Source organism: Tersicoccus phoenicis, assembly GCF_001968835.1.
In the GTDB taxonomy this organism is placed as follows: Bacteria; Actinomycetota; Actinomycetes; order Actinomycetales; family Micrococcaceae; genus Tersicoccus; species Tersicoccus phoenicis.
Map to the genome: position 1 here is coordinate 38002 of NZ_MRDE01000053.1, position 23452 is coordinate 61453.

The window sequence follows — 23452 nt, forward strand, 5'->3', positions numbered from 1 at the left end:
GGGCGCGGTGGACTGGTGACCGTTCCCTGGGACGCGGGCTACTGCAGTGTCTGCAGGGCCGTCAGGGCGGGTTCGACGGAGCCCGGGACGATCGAGTAGTAGCTCCAGGTTCCCCGGCGCTCCCGCCGCAGGACCCCCGCATCGACGAGCAGCTTGAGGTGGTGGCTGATGGTCGGCTGGCTGAGGTCGAACGGCTCGCTCAACTCACAGACGCAGCACTCCCGGGCGGACGACCGCACCATGGACACGAGCCGGAGCCGGGTCGGGTCGGCCAGTGCCTTCAGCACGGCGGCGGCCCGGGCAGCCGCCGCCTCGTCCAGCGCCTCCAGGCGGGTGGGCGTGCAGGGGAGGATCTCCTCGGTGGCGGCGAGCGTCTCGGCGGCGTGCATCTCCCCAGTATGGCTTGGATTGACATTCTTCGATACAGCACGGATGCTGAGCGTCGGGGCATCGATCCAGCCTGAGGCGCGCTCGCCGTCGCCGAGCCACCGCCCCGTTGATCGCGCCTGTCGCTTGAGATCCGCCTGCATCGAGAGAAGAGAGCATGAGTACCGACACCAGGCCCGCCGTCCTGTTCGTCTGCGTCCACAACGCGGGGCGCTCCCAGATGGCCGCCGCCTACCTGACCCGCCTCTCCGCGGGCGGTATCGAGGTCCGCTCCGCCGGCTCGGAGCCCGCCGATCAGGTCAACCCCGCGGCGGTGGAGGCGATGCTCGAGGAGGGCATCGACATTCGCCGCGAGACGCCCACGATCCTCACCACCGAGGCGGTCAAGGACGCGGACGTCGTCATCACCATGGGCTGCGGCGACACCTGTCCGATCTTCCCGGGCAAGCGGTACGAGGACTGGGAGCTGGAGGATCCTGCCGGCAAGGGCGTGGACGCCGTCCGGCCGATCCGCGACGACATCAAGCGCCGGGTCGAAGCCCTCATCGCCGAACTGCTGCCGACGGGCAACTGAGAGCGTCAGGAAGTCCCGACATCAACGACGTCGGCCCCGGCCGCGTTGATTGCGGCCCTTTCCCGTGCGGGGCCCGTCAGACCGGCGCGGCTGCGGCTTCCGCCCGGAATCGGATGCACCCCCGGCCAACGGCTGACGGGAACTGCTCGCCGTACGGCCGCGCAGCACGCCGATGAACTCCTCGATCACCGGGTCCTCGTCCGCGGCCCACCACGCGACGCCCACCCGGGTCGGTTCGGCGTCGATCACGGGTCGCAGCACCACCGCGCGGTTGTTGACGACGCGGGCCAGCGGGAGGGGCAGGACGGCGATCCCGGCTCCGGTGGCCACCACGTCCAGCAGCGCGGCGGTGCTCAGATCACCGGGGTCCAGCACGGTCTCCTGCGCCAGGTCGGCGAGGGTGAGGGCGTCGAAGGCGGCGATGACGTGGTCGCGGGCGGCGGCGACGGCCATGTCCTCGACGTAGAGGTCGATCACGTGCATCGCCTCGGTGCGCTGCAGGTCTCGGCCGAGCAGGAGCCGGACCCGGCCGTCGGTGAGGGCGGCCAGCTGGTCCCGCTGGGTGAGGGGGTGCTCGGTGAGGGGCAGCTCGGGATGGCGTTCACGCCAGCGGCGCAGCCACTTGCCCGGCGTCGTGCCCTCGACGAATCCGACGTCGAGGTTCTCGCTCATGGTCGTTCCTCCCGGCCCGGCGTTCGTCGTCCGGGCAGCAGGAGCCACCCTAGCCAACGCCGAGGGAGGACCCGGAGGGACGGGACGCGCGGCGGCCGTGCGTCCGGTGCCGGACATGAGGGAGGCGGTGAACGGGTACGACGTGCGTTCGCGTCATACCGGTTCACCGCCTGGCGGGTCCCCCTCGCCCGCACGAGCGACGACGACCCCTCGTCGCCACTCGTTGTCATATCCCCGTCGCACCATCGTGGCCGACGGGGCCCGCGACTCGGTAGAGGGAAAACCCTTGACTTCTCGCCGGCGCGGTCCGGGCGGTCGGCCGGGACCGTCGCTTCGGGACTGCGGCTCGGGGCCGGACCGCCGACGGGGCTCGGACCGCCGGCGGGGCCGACTCGGTGCCACCCTGACGGGATCCGTGCGCGCCCGTCGCTAGACTGTTCGGCGGCTCGGCTGCGGACGCCGTCCCGTCACCGTCACGATCCGAGGTTCTCCTTGCCCGCCTTCACCGCCCGATTCGCCTCCGACGGCGAGATCGCCCGCTGGGACGAGCTCGTGCTCGCCAACCCCGGCGGCGGCAATCTGTTGCAGTCCGAGGCCTTCATCGACGTCAAGAAGCGGTACGGCTGGACCCCGCGGTACCTGGTGCTCGAGTCCGGGGAGACCACCGTCGCCTGCCTCGCCCTGGAGAAGACGTTCCCGGTCCTCGGCACGCTCTGGTACCTGATCAAGGGGCCCGACGTCGGGGATGCCGCGGCGGTCATCGACGCGCTCGACGCCGTCAAGGAGCTGGTGCGCCGGGAGCGGCTGCGGGTCTTCGCCGTCAAGATCGAGCCGGACCTCGTCGACGACGAGCGCTCGCGGGCCTTGTTCTCCCGCGCCGGACTGGTCAAGACGTTCAACATCCAGCCGAACGACAGCACCGCCGTCCTCGACGTCGCCCCCGACGAGCGGCAGCTGCTGCGCACCCTGCATTCCCGTGGTCGCAACGCCATCCGACGCGCGCAGCGCGAGGGCGTCGAGGTGGTCCGGATGCCGGCGGACGAGGACACCTACCGGCAGATGTTCGCCATGATGGGGCAGGTGGGGCAGGGCAAGGCCAACGTGGCACTGCGCTCCTACGACTACTACCGCCGGTTCTGGCAGAACTTCGCCGACCGCGGGCAGGGCCGGATGTACTTCGTGTTCGAGGACGGAGCGCCGGCCGTCGGTGCCTTCGTGATCAACTACGGCCACAAGGGCACCTACAAGGACGGCGGCTCGATCCCGCGGCGCAAGGCCTACGGCGACTCCCACCTCGTGCAGTGGACCGCCATCAACGACCTGAAGGCCGAGGGCGTCACCTCCTACGACTTCTGCGGCACGCCGCCGTCGGACCGGCTCAAGGACACCAGCCACCCGCATCACGGGCTCGGCCTGTTCAAGACCAGCTTCACGAAGACCGTGGTCGACTACGTCGGCTGCTGGGATCTGGTGATCAACCCGGTGGCGTACCGGGCGTGGAGCAGCATCGGCGAGCGGGCGTTCCGGCAGCTCTGGTGGCGCCGGCATCGCCAGCCGTTCTACTGATCGACTGATCGGCCCGCCGCCGGGACGGCCCTGTGGTAGGCAAGCACGGATACTCGCGGGAGAGGACGAGGTGTCAGCGAACCAGCAAACCGGGCAGACCCGCCGGACCGAGAGCCGCGATCCGGCGACCCGGCGCACGACGCGCATCATGGCCGTCAAACCGGGGCCGGCCACCCGACCGATCACCCTGCCCGGCGCCGCGCAGTCGCGCTCGAACTACGCCGCCAAGAGAGTGCTGCGCCGGTTGATCCAGGGGGACGCCCCGCCCACCGCGCCGATGAGCCTGGTCGAACGGCTCGCCGGCAGCCCGTACGCCAACCCGACGATCCGCGTCGACGCCGTCGAGGACAGCGCCCGCAAGACGCTCGACTTCGCCCTCGAGCTCGCCGAGTCCCTGTTCCGGTACGGCGCGGGCGCCCTCGAGGTGGAGACCAGCGTCATCGCGGTCACCGCCTCCTTCGGGCTGCGCAACGTCGACGTGGACATCAACAACCAGTCCGTCACCATCAACTACGCCGGGCCCTACATCACCCCGATCACCGTGCTGCGCGTGGTCCGTTCCTGGTCGGACAACTACGCGGCGCTCGCCGACCTGCACCGCCTGGTCTCCGACATCATCGTCGGGGATCTGGACCGGGAGACCGCGGCGATCCGGATGGATCAGATCACCTCCCGGCACAAGCCCTTCCCGCGCTGGGCGGTCCGCCTCGCCGCCGGCGGGTTCACCACCATGCTGGTGCTGACCATGGGCGGGGGACTGGTCGCTGCGCTGCTGTCCTTCGTGACCACCGCGCTGGTCACCGTCGTCGAGCAGCGGCTGGGCAGTTGGCGGATTCCCGAGTTCTTCAGCCGGGCGGCCGCCTCCGCCCTGATCGCCGGCCTGGCCCAGGTGGCGTGGGTCTCCCACGTTCCGGTGACCCAGGGCGTCGTCATCGCCGGTGGCCTGGTGCTGCTGCTGCCGACCATGCGGCTGGTCTCCGCCACCCAGGACGCGGTCAACGGCTTCCCGGTCAGCGCGGCCGGACGGTACCTGTCGGCCATGCTCGTGTTCGCGGCGATCGCCGCGGGCATCGCGGTCTCCCTGGTGGTGGGGGTGAACCTGGGGGTGCCGCGGCTGGACATCAACGTGATGATCGCCAGCACCTTCCCCTGGCCGGTGATTCTCGTGCTGTCGGTGCTCTCGGCGGTGTTCATCGCGATCACCCTGCAGACCCGACCGGACCTACTCCTGCCCACGGCGGCCGTCACCGGGGTGGCCTACGTCGTGATGATGGGGGCCGGGTGGACGGGGCTCGGCGCCCGGCTCGCCCCCGCCGCCGCGAGCGTCTTCATCGGCATGGCCGCCCGCGTCGTCGCCCTCCGGATGCACGCCCCGTCCTCGGTGATCGCCATCCCGTCCATCATGTTCATGTTCCCCGGCATGAGCATCTTCCAGGCGGTGTACGGGATCGCTATCGAGGGATCCAATCTGGCGGCGGGTGCGACAGCGCTGTTCAACGCCCTGACCGTGATCCTCGCCCTGGCGGCGGGGGTGGTGCTGGGTGACAACCTGGCCCGGCCGTTCGCCAAGGGCCCGGGCGAACGACGACGGCGCAACCGTCGCCGGTAGCCGGCTCGCTGTGCCGAGTGTGCGGGTGGCGCGCTCATGCGGGCCGGATGACGGCGATTTCCGGCCACTCGACGAAGGCGGCACGTAGACATCGGCCGCCGCCGGTAGTGCTCGCTGCGTCGAGTGTGCGGGTGAGGCGTTCATTCGGGCCGGATGACGGCGATTTCCGGCCACTCGGCGACGGGGCCTGTCTGGCAGTCGGCGTCGTCACGCGTCTGCTGTGTCGAGTGTGCGGGTGAGGCGTTCATTCGGGCCGGATGACGGCGATTTCCGGCCACTCGGCGACGGGGGCACGTAGACATCGCGGGCGCCGGCGTCAGGACAGCGACCAGTCCACCTCCGGCGCGCCCAGCTCCGCCAGCAGCGCATTGCTGCGGGAGAACGGTCGTGATCCGAAGAAGCCGCGGGAGGCGGACAGGGGACTGGGATGTGCGGAGGCGATCCGCGGGGTGTCACCGAGCAGTGGGGCCAGATTCTGCGCATCCCGACCCCACAGGATCGCCACCAGGGGCCGGTCGCGCGCGACCAGGGCGCGGATCGCGGCCTCGGTGACCGTTTCCCAGCCCTTGCCGCGGTGGGAACCGGCCGCACCGGGCCGGACCGTCAGGACCCGGTTGAGCAGCATGATGCCCTGACTGTTCCAGGCGCTGAGGTCCCCGTGCTCGGCCGGCGCCTGGCCGAGGTCGTTCTGCAGTTCCCGGTAGATGTTGGCCAAGCTGCGGGGCAGCGGCCGGACGTCACGTTCGACGGCGAAGGACAGCCCGACCGCGTGACCGGGCGTCGGGTAGGGGTCCTGCCCGACGATCAGCACCCGGACGTCGGCGAGCGGCTGCTCGAAGGCCCGCAGCACGCGGTTGCCCGCGGGCAGGTAGCCGCGACCGGCGGCCAGCTCGTCGCGCAGGAAGTCACCCAGGGCGTGCACGGTCGGTTCGACGGGAGCGAGGGCTTCGGCCCAGTCCGGCGCGACGAGATCGGTGAGGGGTCTGGGCATGGTCACCATTGTGCCTGGAGCGCCGCCCGGTCGGTGGTCGACGCGGGCTCGGGCGCAGCCCCGCCGACGGTGTCGCCTCGACCGCGCCGACTGCGTCGAACGGGCGAATGACAGCGGTGTGATTCGTCGGTAGTCTGGGCCGGTGAGCCGGGCGTCGTCGTGCCCGGTGAGGGAAGGGGTGCGATGACCGCCGACGACCGCGCGCCGCGGGACGAGAGTGACGCGACCGCAGCGCTGTCCGAGCGCGACGCCGCGATGCTCACCCTGGAGCGTCAGTGGTGGAAGTACGCGGGGGCAAAGGAGCAGGTCATTCGCCAGACGTTCGACCTGTCCGCGACGCACTACTACCAGATCCTCAACTCCCTCATCGATACCGAGGCCGCGCTCGTGCACGATCCCATGCTGGTCAAGCGGCTGCGGCGGCAGCGCGCATCCCGGCAGCGCGCCCGCACCGAGCGCCGGCTCGGCGGCTCGGCCTGATCGACGCCGGGCTTCTCGCGCGTGACGCCGCATGTCCGGCCTCGCCTCCGTCCTCGCCGGGCGCCGTCGTCGCCGGGCGCCGTCCTCGCCGGGCGCCGCCGTCGCCTCCGGGATGATCAACTGCTTCCGAGATGATCAACCGCGTCGCGGCTCGCCGCCGTTGGCGGAACCTCGGGACGCTGCCGCCCCCGCGCTTGCACTCGACCATGCCGAGTGCTAATGATGGTGTTAGCACTCGGTCACGTCGACTGCCAGTCTCAAGTTCACTGGGGCGGGGTCGTCGTGGGTCGGGGAAAGGCTGCCCACGGTGAGATCGGGCGGGTCGCACTGAAGATGGTGCCGGCTCGCGAGATCGTCCGTCGCGGGCATCGGGGCAGCCACGTTCATCAACGACTCGACAGTGAACACTGTCCGGGAGGGACGACAGCCAGATGGCAAAGATCATCAGTTTTGACGAAGAGGCCCGCCGCGGTCTCGAGCGGGGCCTGAACACCCTCGCCGACGCGGTCAAGGTCACCCTCGGCCCGCGCGGTCGCAACGTCGTGCTGGAGAAGAAGTGGGGCGCTCCCACGATCACCAACGACGGTGTGTCCATCGCCAAGGAGATCGAGCTCGAGGATCCCTACGAGAAGATCGGCGCGGAGCTCGTCAAGGAGGTCGCCAAGAAGACCGACGACGTCGCCGGTGACGGCACCACCACGGCCACCGTGCTCGCGCAGGCGCTGGTCAAGGAGGGCCTGCGCAACGTCGCGGCCGGCGCCGACCCGCTGAGTCTCAAGCGCGGCATCGAGAAGGCCGTCGACGCGGTCACCGCCGAGTTGCTGGCCACCGCCAAGGAGGTGGAGACGAAGGAGCAGATCGCGGCCACCGCGTCCATCTCCGCCGGTGACACCCAGATCGGTGAGCTGATCTCCGAGGCCCTCGACAAGGTGGGCAAGGAAGGCGTCATCACCGTCGAGGAGTCCAACACCTTCGGCCTCGAGCTCGAGCTCACCGAGGGGATGCGCTTCGACAAGGGCTACATCTCCGGCTACTTCGTCACCGACGCGGACCGCCAGGAGGCCGTCCTCGAGGATCCCTACATCCTCATCGTCAACTCCAAGATCTCCAACGTGAAGGACCTCGTGTCCCTGCTGGAGAAGGTCATGCAGTCCGGCAAGCCGCTGCTGATCATCGCCGAGGACGTCGAGGGCGAGGCCCTGGCGACCCTGGTGGTCAACAAGATCCGCGGCACCTTCAAGTCCGTCGCCGTCAAGGCGCCGGGCTTCGGCGATCGCCGCAAGGCGCAGCTGGCCGACATCGCCACCCTCACCGGTGGTCAGGTCATCGCCGAGGAGGTGGGCCTGAAGCTGGAGAACGCGACGGTCGACCTGCTGGGCCGTGCCCGCAAGGTCGTCGTCACCAAGGACGAGACCACCATCGTCGAGGGTGCCGGTGACGCCGAGGCGATCGCGGGCCGGGTCAAGCAGATCCGCGCCGAGATCGAGAACTCGGACTCGGACTACGACCGCGAGAAGCTGCAGGAGCGCCTGGCGAAGCTCGCCGGCGGTGTTGCGGTGATCAAGGCCGGTGCCGCCACCGAGGTGGAGCTGAAGGAGCGCAAGCACCGCATCGAGGACGCCGTGCGCAACGCGAAGGCCGCCGTCGAGGAGGGCATCGTCGCCGGTGGTGGGGTCGCCCTCATCCAGGCCGGCGAGAAGGCTTTCGCCAACCTCTCCCTCGAGGGTGACGAAGCGACCGGCGCCAACATCGTCAAGGTCGCCATCTCCGCGCCGTTGAAGCAGATCGCCTTCAACGCCGGTGAAGAGCCCGGTGTCGTGGCCGCCAAGGTCTCCACCCTGCCCTCCGGTCACGGCCTGAACGCCGCGACCGGCGAGTACGAGGACCTGCTGGCCGCCGGCGTCAACGACCCGGTCAAGGTGACCCGCTCCGCGCTGCAGAATGCCGCGTCCATCGCGGGCCTGTTCCTCACCACGGAGGCCGTCGTCGCCGACAAGCCGGAGAAGGCCGCCCCGGCCGGCCCCGGTGCCGACGAGATGGGTGGGATGGGCGGCTTCTGAGCCGACCGCGTCACCAGGCCTCGCGAGCGGCGCAGTTGCGCAGGGTCTGATCGGCGCGGCGTCAGCAGCGGCGCAGTGTCTGATCGGACAAGCTGAACGGAGCCCCTGGACCCACGTGGTTCAGGGGCTCCGTCGCGTTCGGCAATCTTCCGACCGCATCACGTGTTCGTGGTGCCGGCCCATGATCGACCTCGGCTACGCTCGCACGCTAGCCCGGATAGTGCCCCTGTAGTTCGGGCTCTGGCGCTCTGGCCCGGACAGTGGGCTTGTTGTTCGGGCCCCCGTGCGAAGCCTGTCCGGGCTCTGGCGTTCTGGCCCGGACAGTGGGCTTGTTGTTCGGGCCCCCGTGCCCGGCGGCGTTCTGGGTCCACGACGGCCCCCTAGACTCGACCGGTGACCGTGTTGATCGATCCGCCTCGCTGGCCGGCCCACGGCACAGAGTTCTCCCATCTGGTCTCGGACACCGATTTGACCGAGTTGCACGCCGTCGCCCGTCGGCTGGGGCTCAGCGAGCGCGCCTTCGACGGCGACCATTACGACGTCCCGGCGCGGCTGCATGACCGCGCCGTCGCGCTCGGCGTTGTGCCGGTCGAGGCCAAGGAACTGACTCGGCGGTTGATCGCCAGCGGACTGCGGATCCGAGCCGTCGACCGGCCTCGCCGCCTGAACCTCGTCCTCACCCATCGCTGGAACGTTCTGCTGCCGGGCAACACGCAGCTGGGAGCCGGGCTGCTGGCCCGGTGGAGCGAACCGCATCGGCGTTACCACGACACCCGGCACTTGGTCGGATGCCTGAACGCCCTCGGAGCGCTGGAGTACGGCGGGGAGGAGTTCGGGCCCCAGCCGCGAGCCGTGTGGCTCGCCGCGTGGTTCCACGACGCCATGTACCGCGGGGTCGCCGGTGAGGACGAGGAGCAGTCCGCAGGTCTGGCCGAGCGGGAGCTGGCAAGGGCGGGACTCGTCGTCGGAGAGATCGCCGAGGTGGGCCGCCTGATTCGGGTGACCGCCGGACACGACCCGGCCGTGGACGACGCCGCGGGCCGGGTGTTGTGTGACGCGGATCTGGCGGTCCTCGGCCGCGACCCCGTGGGCTACCGCCGCTACCTGGCCGACGTGCGGGCCGAATACGCCCACCTGGACGACGCCACGTTCGCCGCCGGCCGCCGCGCCGTCGTCGAGCAGTTGCTCGCTCTCGACCCACTGTTCCGCACCCGCACCGGTGCCTCACGGTGGGCCGACGCCGCCCGACGGAACCTGAGCGCTGAGCTGCGCGGTTGATCGGCGGCCGCGGTTTCACCACCCGGCTCGCATCGTGTCGCGGACCTGTCGGTGTGCTCTGTCAGGATGGAGACCATGACGATCATTGCTGCCGCCGACGGGTCTGCCCTCGGTAATCCGGGTCCGGCGGGCTGGTCCTGGTATGTGGACGAGGACTGCTGGGCTGCGGGCGGGTGGCCGCACGGGACGAACAACATGGGCGAGCTCATGGCCGTGCTGGATCTGCTGGAGTCGACGTCGGGCGTACCCGAGCGGCTGCAGATCCTGTGCGACTCGCAGTACGTGATCAACTGCGTGACGAAGTGGACGCCGGGATGGAAGCGCCGCGGCTGGCGCAAGGCCGATGGCAAGCCGGTCCAGAACGTCGACCTGCTCAAGCGGATCGACGCTGCGATGGTGGGCCGTGACATCGCGTTCGACTGGGTCAAGGGCCACGCCGGTCATGACCTCAACGAGGCCGCCGACGAGCGTGCTCGCGCCGCCGCCACGGCGTACGCGCGATCCCTGCCCGTCGACACCGGTCCGGGCTTCCGTGCGCCCGTTGCCGCCGGAACCGTTCCGGCCGGCCCCGCCGATACGGTGACTGCCGTGCGCGACGTCGTGCCCGCCGGCGTCCCGGGCGTCGGGCCGGCCCCGCGCGCCGACGCGTCGCCGCGCCCCGAAGCGACCGGCCGGTTCTCCGCCTCGACCGACGAGTTGGAAGCGGATCTGTTCTCGGTCCTCGCCGACGACACCGACATCGCGCAGCTGGAGGATGAGGAACTGGTCGTCCAGTACGAGCAGGAACTGCTCGACCCGCGGGTTCGCTCCGACGTCGCCCGGCTCGCGGCCCTGTTGCACCCGGATTTCACCGAGGTGGGCGCCTCCGGCCGGGTCTGGGACCGGGACTCGATGATCGACCTGGTCAGCAACGCCGACAGTGGGCTGGTGCAGTTCGAGCAGCTGCAGCTCGACCGTATCGACCCGTCCACGATCCTGCTCCTGTGGCGGAGCACTCGCGACGGCGAGTCGGCGGTCCGCAGTTCCTGGTGGGTACGGGACGGGCAGCAGTGGCGTCTCCGGTTCCACCAGGGAACGCCCTCGACCTAGGGCCGCCCGGCACCGGGCCAGCACCCCTCGGTCAACCGTCGCCCGAACGCGACCCGCTGGCACCCACCGGTCGCCGAAACGCGACCCGTCGCACCGGTCACCCGCCGCCCGGACGCGAGCCGCCGTCACCTGCCGAGGAACAGCGCCGCGTTGCGGGCTTCGGCCTCCTCGTAGCCGACGGCCGCCGCGTTCAGCGCCGCCGTGATCGACTCCAGCGACGCCTCGACCGTTGCCTCGGTGGTTCGCCAGTCCGCCACGACCGTCTGGAACAGGGCAGCGGCCTGCCCGGTCCACGAGCCCTCGAGGGCCTGAAGGCCCGCGTGCATGGTGGCAACCTCGGCGCGGATCCGCTCGATCGTCCCGCGTACCGCCGTGCTTTTGGCCTGCAGGGCGGCGCTGTCGACCGTGAACACTGCCATCGTGATCCCGTCCTCTCCTGTGCTGTGTTGCGGGGATGATCCGAACATAGGAGCGACCGAGATCCGTGCTGGCCCGCGCGCCAACGGATGTGGACAACGGGAGGCGACCGGCGACCTGGGGAGGGAGACTGCGGCGTGTCCACCAGTGCCGAGCTCGCCGGTTTCTGACGAACAGCGGGTGAAAAACCACGACCACTCGGGGGAAAGCGGCGAGGTCACCGGGTGCGGTGTACCTCGAAGGGTTCAGCGGCCCCCGCGCCCCCGCAGCGCTCGCCGCAACCGGCCCGTGGTCGTGACCGCGGTGCTGCCGGCCGGGCGGCCACCGTGATCGCCGCCGCGGCCGACGTCCTGCCCGGCGGACGGAGCCTGCGGGCCCTCGTCCTCGGGCACCTCGTGGTCGGAGAACGGGAGCCGCACGCTGAACGTCGCACCCCCGTCGGGCGTCTCGGAGAGGCGCACCGACCCGTCGTGCTGGGCCACGATCGCCGCGACGATGGCCAGGCCGAGCCCGGTGCCACCGGTCTCCCGGGCGCGGGATGTGTCGGCCCGGAAGAAGCGCTCGAAGACGCGGGCGGCGTCGGCGTCGGAGATGCCCGGACCATGGTCGCGGATCTCGATCACGGAGTCCCGTGCCCCGCCGACGGTCTCGGCGGTGCCGACGGCGATGTCGATGGCCGAGCCCTCCGGTGTGTACCGCAGGGCGTTGGTCATCAGGTTGCCCACCACCTGGCGCAATCTGCTCTCGTCACCGAGCACCGGCGCCGGCTGCGGTCTGCCGCCATTGAGCCCGATCACCGTGACGCGTCGGTCTGGAGCGTTCACCCGCGCGTCGACGGCGGCGTCGTTGCCGAGCAGGTGCAGGTCGAACGGTCGTGCCCGGGTGGGCCGGGCGTCGTCGATCCGGGCCAGCACCAGCAGATCCTCGACCAGTTCGCTCATCCGGGTCGCCTCGCTCTCGATCCGGCTCATCGCGGTGCCGACCTCCTCCTCGGTACGCAGGCCACCGTGCCGGTAGAACTCCGAGAAGCCCCGGATGGTCACCAAGGGGGTGCGCAGTTCGTGGGAGGCGTCCGAGACGAACCGGCGCATCTTGACCTCGGAGGCCTTCTGTGCGGCGAAAGCGGTCTCGATGTGCGCCAGCATCGCGTTCAGGGACCGGCTGAGGCGCCCCATCTCGGTCTGCGGGCCGGCCGGGTCGAGCCGGCGGGAGAGGTCCCCGGCGGCGATCGCGGCGGCCGTCCGCTCGACCTTGACCAGCGGCCGGAACGCGCGCGTCACTGCCAGGTACGCCACCGCGGAGGAGAGGGTGACGAGGGCGATCCCGAGCAGCAGGATCAGCCACGCCGCCGACTCCACCACATCGTTGACTTGAGTCAGCGGGGTGGCGATAGCGACGGAGCCATCACCTGCCTGCAGCGCCCGGACCATCACCCGCCACCCTGCGCTGCCATTGGTGGACCCTGCCACGTTGAACCCGCCGCCGGTCTGCCGTACCTGGTCGATGGTCATGCGCGGGATCCGTGGCACATCGGCGGTGGCTGATGTCCTCGACGTCTGTGCGGTGGGATTGCCGTTGGCGTCCATCAGCACCCCGTAGAACCGGCTGAACACCAACTGGTTGAACGAGGGATCAGCGGTGCCCTGATTCACCTGGTAGAGGTACACCGACATCGGCTGCACATAGTTCACCAGGTCGGAGTCCGCCCGCTGGACGAGCACGTTCTTCAGGGTGGTGACCGTCAACGTGCCGAGCAGGGCGATGACGACGGCGATCAGCAGGGACGTCATCGCCACGAGCTGGCTGCGCAGCGACGCGTTCTTCCACCGGTTCAGCACCGAGCGGCCGTCCTACCGCCGGTCGGCGGTGCGCAACAGGTACCCGACGCCTCGCTTGGTCTGGATCAGGGCGGGCACGTCCGGGTTGCGGTCGATCTTGCGGCGCAGGTAGGAGATGTAGGACTCGACGATCGACGCGTCGCCGTTGAAGTCGTACTCCCACACGTGGTCGAGGATCTGCGCCTTGGACAGCACCCGGTTGGGATTGAGCATCAGGTAGCGCAGCAACTTGAACTCGGTGGGGGAGAGCTCGATGACCTCCCCACCGCGGCGCACCTCGTGGGCGTCGTCGTCCAGTTCCAAGTCGTCGACGCGGATGATCGCCTCGTCGTCGAGCAGCGGCTGGGTGCGGCGCAGCACGGCGCGGATGCGGGCGACCACCTCGTCCAGGCTGAACGGCTTGGTGACGTAGTCGTCCCCACCGACGGTCAGTCCGGTGACCTTGTCCTCCGTGTCGTCCCGGGCGGTCAGGAAGAGCACGGGGCAGTGCCGACCGGAGGCGCGCAGCTTCCGGGTGACGGTGAAGCCGTCCATGTCGGGCAGCATCACGTCGAGGACCACCAGATCCGGACCGTGGGTCTCGGCGGCGGTCAGCGCGTCCCGCCCGTTGCCGGCGGCGACGACGTCGAATCCGGCGAACCGCAGCGACGTGGACAGCAGTTCGCGAATATTGGGCTCGTCGTCGACGACGAGCAGCTTGGCTTCGGGCTGGGCGCTTTTCACGACACGATCTTCTCCGTTTTCTCTGGGAATGAGCTGGATGCCACTCGCGAGACGCCTGGAGGCATGGCGGGATTCAACGGTCGGCGGGCAGGTCGTCCGCGTCGAGGATGGAGTACGCGTAACCCTGTTCGGCGAGGAAACGCTGTCGGCGGGCGGCGTACTCCTGGTCGGTGGTGTCCCGAGCGACGACCGTGTAGAAGTGCGCGGCACGCCCGTCAGGCTTGGGGCGAAGCAGCCGGCCCAGCCGCTGGGCTTCCTCCTGCCGGGAGCCGAACGACCCGGAGACCTGGATGGCCACGGTCGCGTCCGGCAGGTCGAGGGAGAAGTTGGCCACCTTGGAGACGACGAGCGTCTGTTGTTCCCCGGCGCGGAACGCGTCGAACAGCCGCTGCCGGGCCGCGACCGACGTCGAGCCGGTGATGACGGGCGCCCCGAGCCGATCACCCAGTTCGTTCAGTTGATCCAGGTACTGGCCGATGACGAGGGTCTGCTCGCCGCGGTGGCGCTCGGCCAGCGCCTCGACCACCCCGAGCTTGGTCTCGCTGGTCGCGCACAGCCGGTACTTGTCGGCGTCGTCGGCCATCGCGTACGCCATCCGCTCGTCGCGCGGCAGGTCGACGCGGACCTCGATGCACTCCGCCGGAGCGATGTAGCCCTGCGCCTCGATGTCCTTCCACGGGGCGTCGTACCGCTTCGGCCCGATCAGGGAGAACACCTCGCCCTCGCGCCCGTCCTCGCGCACCAGGGTGGCGGTCAGGCCGAGCCGGCGCCGAGCCTGCAGATCGGCGGTCAGCTTGAACATGGGGGCCGGCAGCAGGTGCACCTCGTCGTAGATGATCAGGCCCCAGTCGTTGCCGTCGACCAGTTCGAGGTTCGGGTAGAGGCCCCCACGCCGGGTGGTCAACACCTGGTAGGTGGCGATGGTGACGGGTCGGACCTGCTTGACGGCGCCGGAGTACTCGCCGATCTCATCCTCGGTCAGCGTGGTGCGGCGCAGCAGTTCCGCGCGCCACTGCCGGGCGGAGACGGTGTTGGTGACCAGGATCAGGGTGGTGGTGCAGCCGACCGCCATCGCGCCGGCGCCGACGAGGGTCTTGCCGGCGCCGCAGGGCAGCACGACGACGCCGGAGCCGCCCGCCCAGAAGTTCTCGATCGCCTGCTGCTGGTACGGGCGCAGGGACCAGTTCGCCTGGTCGAGCCCGATCAGGTGCGGCGTGCCGTCCACGTAACCGGCCCGGTCCTCCGCGGGCCAGCCCAGCCGCAGCAGTGCCTGCTTCAGCGCCCCGCGTCCGGACGAGTGGACGACCACCGTCTCGCCGTCGATCCGGGGCCCGAGCAGCGGTTCGATCTTCGGGGCGTGCAGGATCTCCTCGAGCACCGGGTAGTCGTCGCTGCGCAGCACCAGCCCGTGCAGCTCGTCCTGCTCCAGCACGACGCGGCCGTACCGCGACATGGTGTCCTCGATGTCGACGAGCAGGGCGTGCGGGACCGGGAAGCGGGAGAAACGCAGCAGCGTGTCGAGGACCTGCTCGGCGTCCAGACCGGCGGACCGGGCGTTCCACAGGCCGATCGGGGTGAGCCGGTAGGTGTGCATGTGCTCGGGCGCCCGCTCCAGCTCGGCGAATGGCGCGATGGCGTGCCGGGCCTCGTCGGCCTGGTCGTGGTCCACCTCCAGCAGGATGGTCTTGTCGCTCTGGACGATCAGGGGGCCGGTGCTCACGGGCGGTACCTCGGGGTCGACGACGGGACGGGTCTGGCGGATGCGGGGCGCCTCACGCGGGCAGCACCTCGACGATGCGGGGCAGGCTGATCACTCGTTCGGCGTCCCGGTGCGGGTCGAACGCGCGCAGCCGGCCACCGGTGACCGAGAGGGGAACCAGGACGTCGCGGCGCTGATTCCCCCCGGCGTCGACGGTGACGATGGTCAGCGGCCGACCGGCACGACTCGCGGTGCGGATCAGGTGCAGGTCCAGCAGGGTCGCCGTCTCCGGATCCGGCCGGGCCGCCCGGGCCGGATCCGCGGCCCGCCGGCGCAGCGCGGCGACCGCCGCGACGGCCCGCGCCCCCGGATCCGTCCCAGGGTCCGGGTCCGAGTCCGTCCCCGCGTCCGGGCCGGTTCGCGGATCTGTTCCCCGGACTGGCTGGAGCGCGGCCCGCGCCTCGACGTCGGGCGTCGCGGCCGCCTCCGCCGTCAGGCGCTGCGCCCCGAGCGGCCGCTGCGCGTCGTCGCGGGTGGAGCGGACGCCGGCCCGGTCCAGCTCGGCGCGCAGCGCCTCCGGAGGCAGGGCACTGACGGCGACGGTCGGTGCGAGCCGGCGCAGCTGCAGGCGATCGGCGACGGGACCGTCGGCGAGGGAGAGCAGCGCGTCCAGGTCCGCCGGGTCGGTGACGCTCACGTATCCGGACGCCGTGCCGAGCCGGACCCGGCCGCTGCGCGCGGCCGTGTCCTCCACCAGGTACACCAGAGGCTGGGGGAGCGGGCCGGGGCTGAGCCGAGCCAGATCCGACAGCAGCGTCGCGGCGTCGTGCCCGGCGTCGAGCGCCCGCTGGACGGACGCAGCCGAGAACCGGTACTGCTCGGCGGGACCGTTGCCCTCCCGGTCTGCCATGCCCGCCAGCAGCCGCACCGCATCACGGCTGAGCGGACCCGGGGCGACGGCAGTGAGATCCGCCTGCAGCAGCACGGTCTCCACCGGCGCGGGCAGGACCGCCTCGAGCCGCGCCGTGGCGCCGGCGTCGTCCCCGACGGCGATCCGCTCCCCGGCGTCGGTCAGGGCAGCCGCCCCGGTCAGGCCGAGGATCCGTGCTTCGGCCAGGACGGCCGGCACCAGGGGCACCAGCCGGGCGGCGGACCGCGGCCACCGCCAGGTCACCCGTTCGCGGACGACGTCCTCGGTGAGCGCGATCCCCGGCTCGGCCGCGGACACGTCGGCGAGGGTGGCGAGCAGGCGCTCGCGGACCGCGCTCGCGTCCGGCCGTCCCGCTTCGGCGGACAGCGGCGCGACGGTGGTCCCGTCCGGGCGCGTGCTGCCGGCGAGCGCGGGCACCCGCCGGGAGGCCCGCCAGGCCGCCGCGAGCCGGGTCCACTGCTCTGCGCGGGCGGCCTCCAGCCAGGGGTGAGCCTCGACGGCGCGGTGCTCGGGGCGCGCCTCGTCGGGGACGAGCAGACCGATGACGGCGGCCAACTCGACCAGCACCCCCGCGGCGGGCTCGTCGACCCCCAGGCTGCGCGCGACCCGCCGCAGTTCGCGCACGCCGACCCCGCCGGCCCGCAGGGTGGCCAGCGGGCGGCGGGCGGTCTCCTCGTGCAGCACGGTGATCAGGCGCAGACACGCGGTGACCGCCGCCAGCGCGGCATTGTCGCGCACCGCGGCAGGGACCCGGGGGCCGTCGATGCGCGGGGGGTCGAGGGGCAGGTGCGGATGGACGGCACCGCCCCGCGCGGCGAGGCCGGCCTCCCGGGGCAGTTCCACGTGCTCGCCGTCGATCGGCAGGAGGACGCCGTGGTGCAGCAACCAGGCGACCGGGTCCGTCACTTCACCGTCGGACTCGTCAGCGGAGTCGAGGGCGGGCCGAGCATGTCGCAGTTCGGCGATCGGGGTGGTCCGGAACCGGTCGAGCAGCTCGGCGGTGCCCGGCGGTGCGGCGGTCAGCAGCGCGCGGGCCCGGGCCACGGAGCCCGGAGCCCCGTCCCGGCGGTTCGCCGGGACGCGCTGCAGCGCAGCGGCCGCGGTGGCCGAGACGGCCGCGAGCCGGGCGGTCCTGCGACCGAGGCCGGCGGGATGGTGGCCGAGCGCGTCGACGAGGGTGCCGGCCGGCCGGAGCGCACCGACGCCGCCGTCATCGGCATGGCTGTCGACCCGGCTCAGCAACCGGAGGGCACCCAGATCGGTGATCAGGACCGCCAAGGCATCGGCGGGTACTCCGGGCAGGGCGTCGGCCAGGACGTCGAGGGCGACCGGAGCGCCATCGTGCAGGTCGGAGAGGACGACGACGGCCTCGAGCACGCCCAGATGCGGCCGGTCCAGCGCTTCGACAGCGCGTTGCAGGGACAGGCGGGACAGGGCTCGCGCCGCTAGCGCAGCAACGTCAGTGGCTCCGGCGAGCAGATCGGGACGGGCTTCGAGCAGCCGGACCAACTCGGGGTCCGGGGAGGCCGCGAGGTCGGCGGCGAGGTCGGTGACCTCGTTCACGGCCGGTCGCGCCTCCCGGCGGTGCTGCCGCGCGCGGCGGTGCTGCGGCGACCGGCGACGGCGTCGACCACCAGGGCGACCCCGAGCAGGAAGGCAATCGGTAGTCCGATCATCGTGATCCAGGTGAGGCCGGCCCAGGGTTGGGCACCCGCCATCGTCGTGAAGAGGAGGGTGAGCAGGGCCGCGACGGAGACGAGAGCGACGACGGCCGCGCTGATTGCGACGGCGTGACGCGCCGGCCGGGGCGGTGCCGGGGTGGTGGCCGTGCTCGGCATCGTCCGGCGTGCAGAAGAACGCGAGGACATGCCGGTAACGCTATCAGTGGCCGGCTACGGTGCCGGCGGTCACAGCGGCTACTGTAGAAGCACAGACTTTATCCGGCGGGCCGCCGTCGGTGGACGGGCTGCGGGGGCTCCCGCAGCCAGCAGCGGGCTTCGGGTCCGCCATCCCGGACGCGCGGCCGCTACCGCCGGTGCGCGTGTGACGCGTACCGGCGTCGACGATCGGGTGTGCGGGGGACGTGCGCCGAAGGAGTGAGGTAGACGTGCCGTTCGGCAAGGTGAAGTGGTTCGACGCGGACCGCGGTTTCGGGTTCTTGGCCACGGACGACGGCCAGGAGGTGTTCCTGCACGCGTCGGCGCTGCCCGCGGACCGGAAGGACGTCAAGCCGGGCACCCGGATGGAGTTCGGGATCGCGGATGGCAAGCGGGGTGCGCAGGCGCTTTCCGTCCGGGTCCTGGACGCACCGCCCTCGGTGGTCCGCGCGTCGCGCAAGTCCGCCGAGGACATGGCGGTGATCATCGAGGACCTGATCAAGGTGCTCGACCAGGTCTCCAACGGGTTGCGTCGCGGCCGGTATCCCGAGAAGGGGTCCGCCACCAAGGTCGCCTCCCTGCTGCGCAAGGTCGCTGACGACCTCGATGCCTGAGCCGCACGAACCGGAGCGGCCGGACATCGCCGACGACCCGACCGGCGCCGCGGCCGTCGCCTCACCCGAACCGGTCGACACGCTCGCTCCCGTGGAGCCCGTGGACGACCTCATTGACGCCGCGCCCGTGGACGACGCCACCGGCACGCCGGCGGCCGCGTCGGTCCGGGTGGCCTCGCGCCGTCGTGCCCGTCCGGACGCCGTCCTGATGGAGGCGCGGGACGTCGCCCGCGCCGCGCTGGCCGACATCGCCCGGGACGAGCAGATCGGTGCGCACCGGGGCACGACGATCGACGGCGACCGCCTCGTGACCCACGCCTTCGCCTCCCTCCTGCCCGGCTACGTCGGCTGGAACTGGTTCGCGGTGCTCGCCCGGACGCCCCGGTCCCGGACGGTCACGGTCTGCGAGATCGGGCTGACGCCGGGGGAAGGCGCCTTATTGGCCCCGCCGTGGGTGCCGTGGGCCGACCGGCTACGCCCCGAGGACCAGGAAGCCGCAGCGGCTCCCGACGCCGAGCACACGACACCGGGAACTAGCGAAGCCGAGCAACCGGCATCGGACATCCCAGAAGCCGAGCACCCGCAGCCGGAGAGCACAGCGCCGGGTCACACCGGGGACCGGTCCGCGGACCAAGCGAATCCGGACGCGGCGACGCCGGGGGCCGGGGTGGACCGCACCGAGATCGTCGACGACGACGCCACCCTGCTGTCCCGGCCGGAGGTCGACCACCGGGAACTGCCGGGCGAGGAGGACGACGAGCCTGCCGCGGACCTCTCCGCCGAGGCCGAGGACGTCCGTGCCGAAGCGGACACCGAGGACGCCGTCGCCGATGCGGCCGCGGAGGCCACCGAAGCGTGAGGTCGACGTTCCGATCGTTCCAGTTCCTCAACTATCGGCTCTGGTTCGTCGGCGCACTCGTCTCGAACATCGGCACCTGGATGCAGCGGACCGCCCAGGACTGGCTGGTCTACAACGAGCTGACACACCAGGACGCCTCGGCCATGGGCGTCGTGATGGCCTTGCAGTTCGGCCCCCAGTTGGTGCTCGCGCCCGTCGCCGGTCTGCTCGCGGACCGGATGAACCGCCGGCACCTGCTCGTCGCGACGCAGACCGCGATGGCACTGCTCGCCGTCGGGCTCGGGGCGCTGGTGATCTCCGGCTCGGCCCAGCTGTGGCAGGTCTACGCGTTCGCTCTCGCTCTCGGGGTCGTCGCCACCGTCGACGGCCCGGCCCGGCAGACGGTCGTCTCCGAGCTGGTCCGCGACGAATTCGTGCCCAACGCGGTGGCGCTGAACAGCATGTCGTTCAACGTCGCCCGCATGATCGGTCCCGCGGTCGCCGGCGTCCTCGTCGCCGTCATCGGCTCCGGCTGGGTGTTCCTGCTCAACGCGCTCAGTTTCGCCGTCATGATCGCGGCTATCCGCGTGCTGCGCACGGACCAACTGCGGGTGCTGCCCCGGGCGGTGGCCGGACGCGGTCTGATCCGGGAGGGATTCCGCTACGTGCGGGGCCGCCCGGACATCATCGCGGTGCTCGTCGCGATCTTCCTGATCGGCACCTTCGGCATGAACTTCGCCGTCTTCATCGCCGCGATGGCCCGAACCCAGTTCGGTCTGGACGCCGACGGCTTCGGGGTGCTCTCCTCCGTGATGGCGATCGGGTCCGTGGCGGGCACGCTCGCCTCCGCCCGACGAGAACGACCTCGGCTGCGGTTCATCTTCGGTGCCGGTGGCCTGTTCGGGCTGACCTGCGTGCTCGCGGCGCTCTCGCCCACACCGGTACTGTTCGGCGGGGCCCTGATCCTGTGCGGGCTGACGGCCCTGACGGTGATGACCTCGGCCAACGCCTACGTGCAGACCAGCACCGAGCCGGTGATGCGCGGTCGGGTGATGGCCCTCTACTTCGCGATCTTCATGGGCGGCACGCCTGTCGGGGCACCCGTCGTCGGCTGGATCTCCGACCGCTTCGGTCCACCGTGGGCGCTGTCCGCCGCCGCCGCGTCCGGGGTCGCGGCGGCACTGGTGGGGCTGATCTGGTACTGGCGCAGTCAGCACCTGCGGATCGCCTTCGACCGCACGTCCCGGTTCCGCGTCTCCCTTCACCGTTGAGCCTCGCTGAGCCCGTCGGGCGTGCGCATGCACTCGGGCCTGCGGTCCGTCCCTCGGGCATTCCGGCGACTGGTCACTTGACGGCCGTTTCACGCCCGATTCGGAGCGAGAACACCCGGTAAGTGACCAGTCAGCGTGCAAGGGAGCGTGCGAGGGAGCGTGAGGGAGCGCGTGCGAGGGAGCGTGAGGGAGCCTGCGCGGGAGTCGGTGGGGGCTCGGGGAGCGCTGGCGCGCTCAGTCGAGGTGCTCGAGCACCCAGTCGATGCTGCGGATCAACGCCGAGACGTCGTCGGGGTCGACGGCGACGAAGGTGGCCACCCGGAGCTGGTTCCGTCCGAGCTTGCGGTACGGCTCCACGTCGACGACGCCGTTGGCTCGCAGCACGGCGGCGATCCGGGCCGCGTCCACCGACTCGTCGAAGTCGATGGTGACGATCACGGTGGAGCGATCCTCCGGCCGCTGCACGAAGGGCTGGGCGACGTCGCTCGCCTCCGCCCAGCGGTAGAGCCGGGAAGCGGAGTCCGCCGTCCGCTCCGCCGCCCAGGCCAGACCGCCGTTCGCGAGCATCCACTGCAGCTGGGCGTCCATGCTGACGAGCGTCATCAGGGCCGGCGTGTTGGAGGTCTGGTTCTTCCGCGAGTTCTCGATCGCTGTCGGCAGCGAGAAGAAGTCCGGCACCCAGCGGTCCGACGCGGCGATCCGCTCGGCCCGCTCCAGCGCGGCGGGGGAGAAGAGGCCGAACCACAGGCCGCCGTCGGAGCCGAAGTTCTTCTGCGGGGAGAAGTAGTACACGTCGCTCTGCGCGACGTCGACGGCCAGCCCGCCCGCCGCCGACGTGCCGTCGACCAGCACGAGGGAGCCCGCGTCCGCGCCGACCACGCGCTGCACCGGGGCGGCGACGCCGGTGGAGGTCTCGTTGTGCGCCCACGCGTAGACGTCAACGCCGGCTTCGGCGACCGGCTCCGGGCGGGTCCCCGCCGGGGAGGTGATGATGGAGGAGGACGCCAGGAACGGGGACCGGTCCGTGGCGGCGGCGAACTTCGCGCTGAACTCGCCGAAGCTGAGGTGCTGTGCACGGGATTGCACCAGGCCGAAGGCGGCGACGTCCCAGAAGGCGGTCGCGCCCCCGACGCCGAGGACGACCTCGTACCCGTCCGGCAGGGTGAAGAGGTCGGCCAGGCCCGCGCGGACCCGTCCCACGAGCTCCTTGACCGGACCCTGGCGGTGGGACGTGCCGATGACGCGCGGCTGTGCTGCGGCGATCGCCGCCAGTTGCTCGGACCGGACCTTGGACGGGCCGGCGCCGAACCGTCCGTCGGCGGGCAGCAGGTCGGCGGGAATGGTCAGATCAGTCACAGTGGCTCACTTCGCGTCGGTGGGCGGGCGGCAACGGGCGTCGGTCGAGGGCGGGTCGGGGATCGGGGGCCCGGGCCCGGGGGCGACGGCGCAGCTGCGGTCCGCCCCCCGACCCGGGTGCTCAGCACATTGTTCCGTAGATCCGGCTCGGCGCCCCAGCCGGGACCGTCATACGGTCGCCCGGAATCCTGACCGACCTCCGCGCCGGCGTCCCGAGTCCGGGGCCCACCGCCACCCCGGCGGCGTCGCGGGCCCCTGTGCCTAGAATGGCTAGCGTTCTCCTGGGCCCCTGCCTCATCGCCCGACTCGCACCATGGCGGGGCGCCCCCACGTCGCCTCGAGGAGCAGGAAGGAAGGTGGAACGGTGACCGATCTCATCGACACCACCGAGATGTACCTGCGCACCATCCTCGAACTGGAGGAGGAGGGCATCGTGCCCATGCGGGCGCGGATCGCGGAGCGGCTGGGCCATTCCGGTCCCACGGTGTCGCAGACCGTGGCACGGATGGAGCGGGACGGACTCGTGCACGTGACCGAGGAACGGCGGCTCGACCTGAGTGCGGTCGGGCGGCGCCGGGCGACCGGGGTGATGCGCAAACACCGGCTGGCCGAGCGGCTGCTGCACGACGTCATCGGGTTGGACTGGGCGTACGTGCACGAGGAGGCGTGCCGCTGGGAGCACGTCATGAGCGAGCGCGTCGAACGCCGGCTGCTCGGGCTGCTGCAGCAGCCGACCGAGTCCCCCTACGGCAACCCGATCCCCGGCCTGACCGAGATCGGCGGTCCCGACGTCGGCGCCTTCACCGACGGGGTCACCTCCCTGACCGCACGCGTCGCGACGTCGGGCGGAGAGACCACCGAGCAGATCGCCCGGCTGGCCGAGCCCGTGCAGTTCGACCCCGAGTTCCTCGCCCAGATGGCCGAGTACGGCATCCGCCCCGGGGCTCGGGTCCGGGTCAGCGCGGCCGGCCGGTATGTGCGCATCAGCAACGACGAGCACGGAACCCTCGAACTCGCCAACGACATGGCGAGCCATATCTTCGTCGCCGACCGCTGACTCGCGGGCCGGGTGCGACGGTCGCCAGGGGTCCGAGCACCGCCGAGTCGCCCTGGAGCCGGCGTTCTGCGGATCGCCAATGCGGGTAACGGATCGGTGACTCTCGACTTCTGCAGGAGCCGCTT

The 23452-nt window shown here is 71.3% G+C and carries 21 protein-coding genes; 11 read left to right on the forward strand and 10 right to left on the reverse strand.

Annotated features, from left to right (window positions below):
* Positions 1 to 38: 38 nt before the first annotated feature.
* Positions 39 to 389, reverse strand: coding sequence for an ArsR/SmtB family transcription factor (locus BKD30_RS08230; protein ID WP_076703894.1), 351 nt, complete (start codon positions 387 to 389; stop codon positions 39 to 41).
* Between the two features lie 155 nt (positions 390 to 544).
* On the opposite strand from BKD30_RS08230, the gene BKD30_RS08235 reads away from it, so the two are divergent.
* The gene (locus BKD30_RS08235; protein ID WP_076703896.1) at positions 545 to 961 is read left to right on the forward strand and encodes an arsenate reductase ArsC; all 417 of its coding nucleotides are present in this window, start codon (positions 545 to 547) and stop codon (positions 959 to 961) included.
* A gap of 21 nt (positions 962 to 982) precedes the next feature.
* On the opposite strand, the gene BKD30_RS08240 is transcribed toward BKD30_RS08235, so the two are convergent.
* Complete coding sequence (locus BKD30_RS08240; protein ID WP_076703898.1) at positions 983 to 1633, reverse strand: LysR substrate-binding domain-containing protein; 651 nt, start codon at positions 1631 to 1633, stop codon at positions 983 to 985.
* A 492-nt stretch (positions 1634 to 2125) separates the two neighbouring features.
* On the opposite strand from BKD30_RS08240, the gene BKD30_RS08245 reads away from it, so the two are divergent.
* Together BKD30_RS08245 and BKD30_RS08250 are read left to right on the forward strand one after the other, a co-directional pair.
* The gene (locus BKD30_RS08245; protein WP_076703900.1) at positions 2126 to 3199 is read left to right on the forward strand and encodes a lipid II:glycine glycyltransferase FemX; all 1074 of its coding nucleotides are present in this window, start codon (positions 2126 to 2128) and stop codon (positions 3197 to 3199) included.
* Positions 3200 to 3269: 70 nt separating this feature from the next.
* Complete coding sequence (locus BKD30_RS08250) at positions 3270 to 4808, forward strand: threonine/serine exporter family protein (protein ID WP_235861569.1); 1539 nt, start codon at positions 3270 to 3272, stop codon at positions 4806 to 4808.
* A gap of 316 nt (positions 4809 to 5124) precedes the next feature.
* Here BKD30_RS08250 and BKD30_RS08255 read toward each other — a convergent pair whose 3' ends face one another.
* Positions 5125 to 5799, reverse strand: coding sequence for a uracil-DNA glycosylase (locus BKD30_RS08255; RefSeq protein WP_076703947.1), 675 nt, complete (start codon positions 5797 to 5799; stop codon positions 5125 to 5127).
* Between the two features lie 183 nt (positions 5800 to 5982).
* On the opposite strand from BKD30_RS08255, the gene BKD30_RS08260 reads away from it, so the two are divergent.
* The 4 genes from BKD30_RS08260 (at position 5983) to BKD30_RS08280 (ending at position 10706) form a co-directional block, all read left to right on the forward strand.
* The gene (locus BKD30_RS08260) at positions 5983 to 6279 is read left to right on the forward strand and encodes a DUF3263 domain-containing protein (protein WP_076703901.1); all 297 of its coding nucleotides are present in this window, start codon (positions 5983 to 5985) and stop codon (positions 6277 to 6279) included.
* A gap of 431 nt (positions 6280 to 6710) precedes the next feature.
* Complete coding sequence (groL, locus tag BKD30_RS08270; RefSeq protein WP_076703904.1) at positions 6711 to 8339, forward strand: chaperonin GroEL; 1629 nt, start codon at positions 6711 to 6713, stop codon at positions 8337 to 8339.
* A 393-nt stretch (positions 8340 to 8732) separates the two neighbouring features.
* Complete coding sequence (locus tag BKD30_RS08275) at positions 8733 to 9617, forward strand: DUF4031 domain-containing protein (RefSeq protein ID WP_076703906.1); 885 nt, start codon at positions 8733 to 8735, stop codon at positions 9615 to 9617.
* A gap of 75 nt (positions 9618 to 9692) precedes the next feature.
* Positions 9693 to 10706, forward strand: a complete 1014-nt coding sequence (locus BKD30_RS08280) for a ribonuclease HI family protein (RefSeq protein WP_076703907.1) — start codon at positions 9693 to 9695, stop codon at positions 10704 to 10706.
* Between the two features lie 125 nt (positions 10707 to 10831).
* On the opposite strand, the gene BKD30_RS08285 is transcribed toward BKD30_RS08280, so the two are convergent.
* The 6 genes from BKD30_RS08285 to BKD30_RS08310 form a co-directional block, all read right to left on the reverse strand.
* Positions 10832 to 11125, reverse strand: a complete 294-nt coding sequence (locus BKD30_RS08285; RefSeq protein ID WP_076703909.1) for a WXG100 family type VII secretion target — start codon at positions 11123 to 11125, stop codon at positions 10832 to 10834.
* 243 nt (positions 11126 to 11368) lie between these two features.
* Complete coding sequence (locus BKD30_RS08290; protein WP_076703910.1) at positions 11369 to 12961, reverse strand: sensor histidine kinase; 1593 nt, start codon at positions 12959 to 12961, stop codon at positions 11369 to 11371.
* Positions 12962 to 12973: 12 nt separating this feature from the next.
* Positions 12974 to 13684 carry a response regulator transcription factor gene (locus tag BKD30_RS08295; protein ID WP_076703912.1) on the reverse strand — a complete coding sequence of 237 codons (711 nt, stop codon included), beginning with the start codon at positions 13682 to 13684 and terminating at the stop codon, positions 12974 to 12976.
* 73 nt (positions 13685 to 13757) lie between these two features.
* Positions 13758 to 15404, reverse strand: coding sequence for a DNA repair helicase XPB (locus tag BKD30_RS08300; RefSeq protein ID WP_076703913.1), 1647 nt, complete (start codon positions 15402 to 15404; stop codon positions 13758 to 13760).
* A 52-nt stretch (positions 15405 to 15456) separates the two neighbouring features.
* Complete coding sequence (locus tag BKD30_RS08305; protein WP_076703915.1) at positions 15457 to 17877, reverse strand: helicase-associated domain-containing protein; 2421 nt, start codon at positions 17875 to 17877, stop codon at positions 15457 to 15459.
* A complete protein-coding gene (locus BKD30_RS08310) occupies positions 17874 to 18152 on the reverse strand; it encodes a hypothetical protein (protein ID WP_076703917.1) in 279 nt (92 codons plus the stop codon). Before BKD30_RS08310 ends, BKD30_RS08305 begins: the two co-directional genes overlap by 4 nt.
* 269 nt (positions 18153 to 18421) lie before the next feature.
* On the opposite strand from BKD30_RS08310, the gene BKD30_RS08315 reads away from it, so the two are divergent.
* Genes BKD30_RS08315 through BKD30_RS08325 form a run of 3 tightly spaced genes read left to right on the forward strand, consistent with a single transcriptional unit; the run spans position 18422 to position 20914 of the window.
* Positions 18422 to 18805: a cold-shock protein gene (locus BKD30_RS08315; RefSeq protein ID WP_076703918.1), complete on the forward strand. Its 384-nt coding sequence runs from the start codon at positions 18422 to 18424 to the stop codon at positions 18803 to 18805.
* Positions 18798 to 19664 carry a DUF3027 domain-containing protein gene (locus BKD30_RS16500; protein WP_076703920.1) on the forward strand — a complete coding sequence of 289 codons (867 nt, stop codon included), beginning with the start codon at positions 18798 to 18800 and terminating at the stop codon, positions 19662 to 19664. Before BKD30_RS08315 ends, BKD30_RS16500 begins: the two co-directional genes overlap by 8 nt.
* Positions 19661 to 20914, forward strand: coding sequence for an MFS transporter (locus tag BKD30_RS08325; protein ID WP_076703921.1), 1254 nt, complete (start codon positions 19661 to 19663; stop codon positions 20912 to 20914). Before BKD30_RS16500 ends, BKD30_RS08325 begins: the two co-directional genes overlap by 4 nt.
* Before the next feature lie 234 nt (positions 20915 to 21148).
* Here the strand turns inward: BKD30_RS08325 and serC are convergent, their stop codons facing one another.
* Positions 21149 to 22270 carry a phosphoserine transaminase gene (serC, locus tag BKD30_RS08330; protein WP_076703923.1) on the reverse strand — a complete coding sequence of 374 codons (1122 nt, stop codon included), beginning with the start codon at positions 22268 to 22270 and terminating at the stop codon, positions 21149 to 21151.
* Positions 22271 to 22634: 364 nt separating this feature from the next.
* On the opposite strand from serC, the gene BKD30_RS08335 reads away from it, so the two are divergent.
* Positions 22635 to 23327 (forward strand): metal-dependent transcriptional regulator, encoded by a 693-nt coding sequence (locus tag BKD30_RS08335; RefSeq protein ID WP_076703924.1) that lies wholly within the window; start codon positions 22635 to 22637, stop codon positions 23325 to 23327.
* Positions 23328 to 23452: the final 125 nt, after the last annotated feature.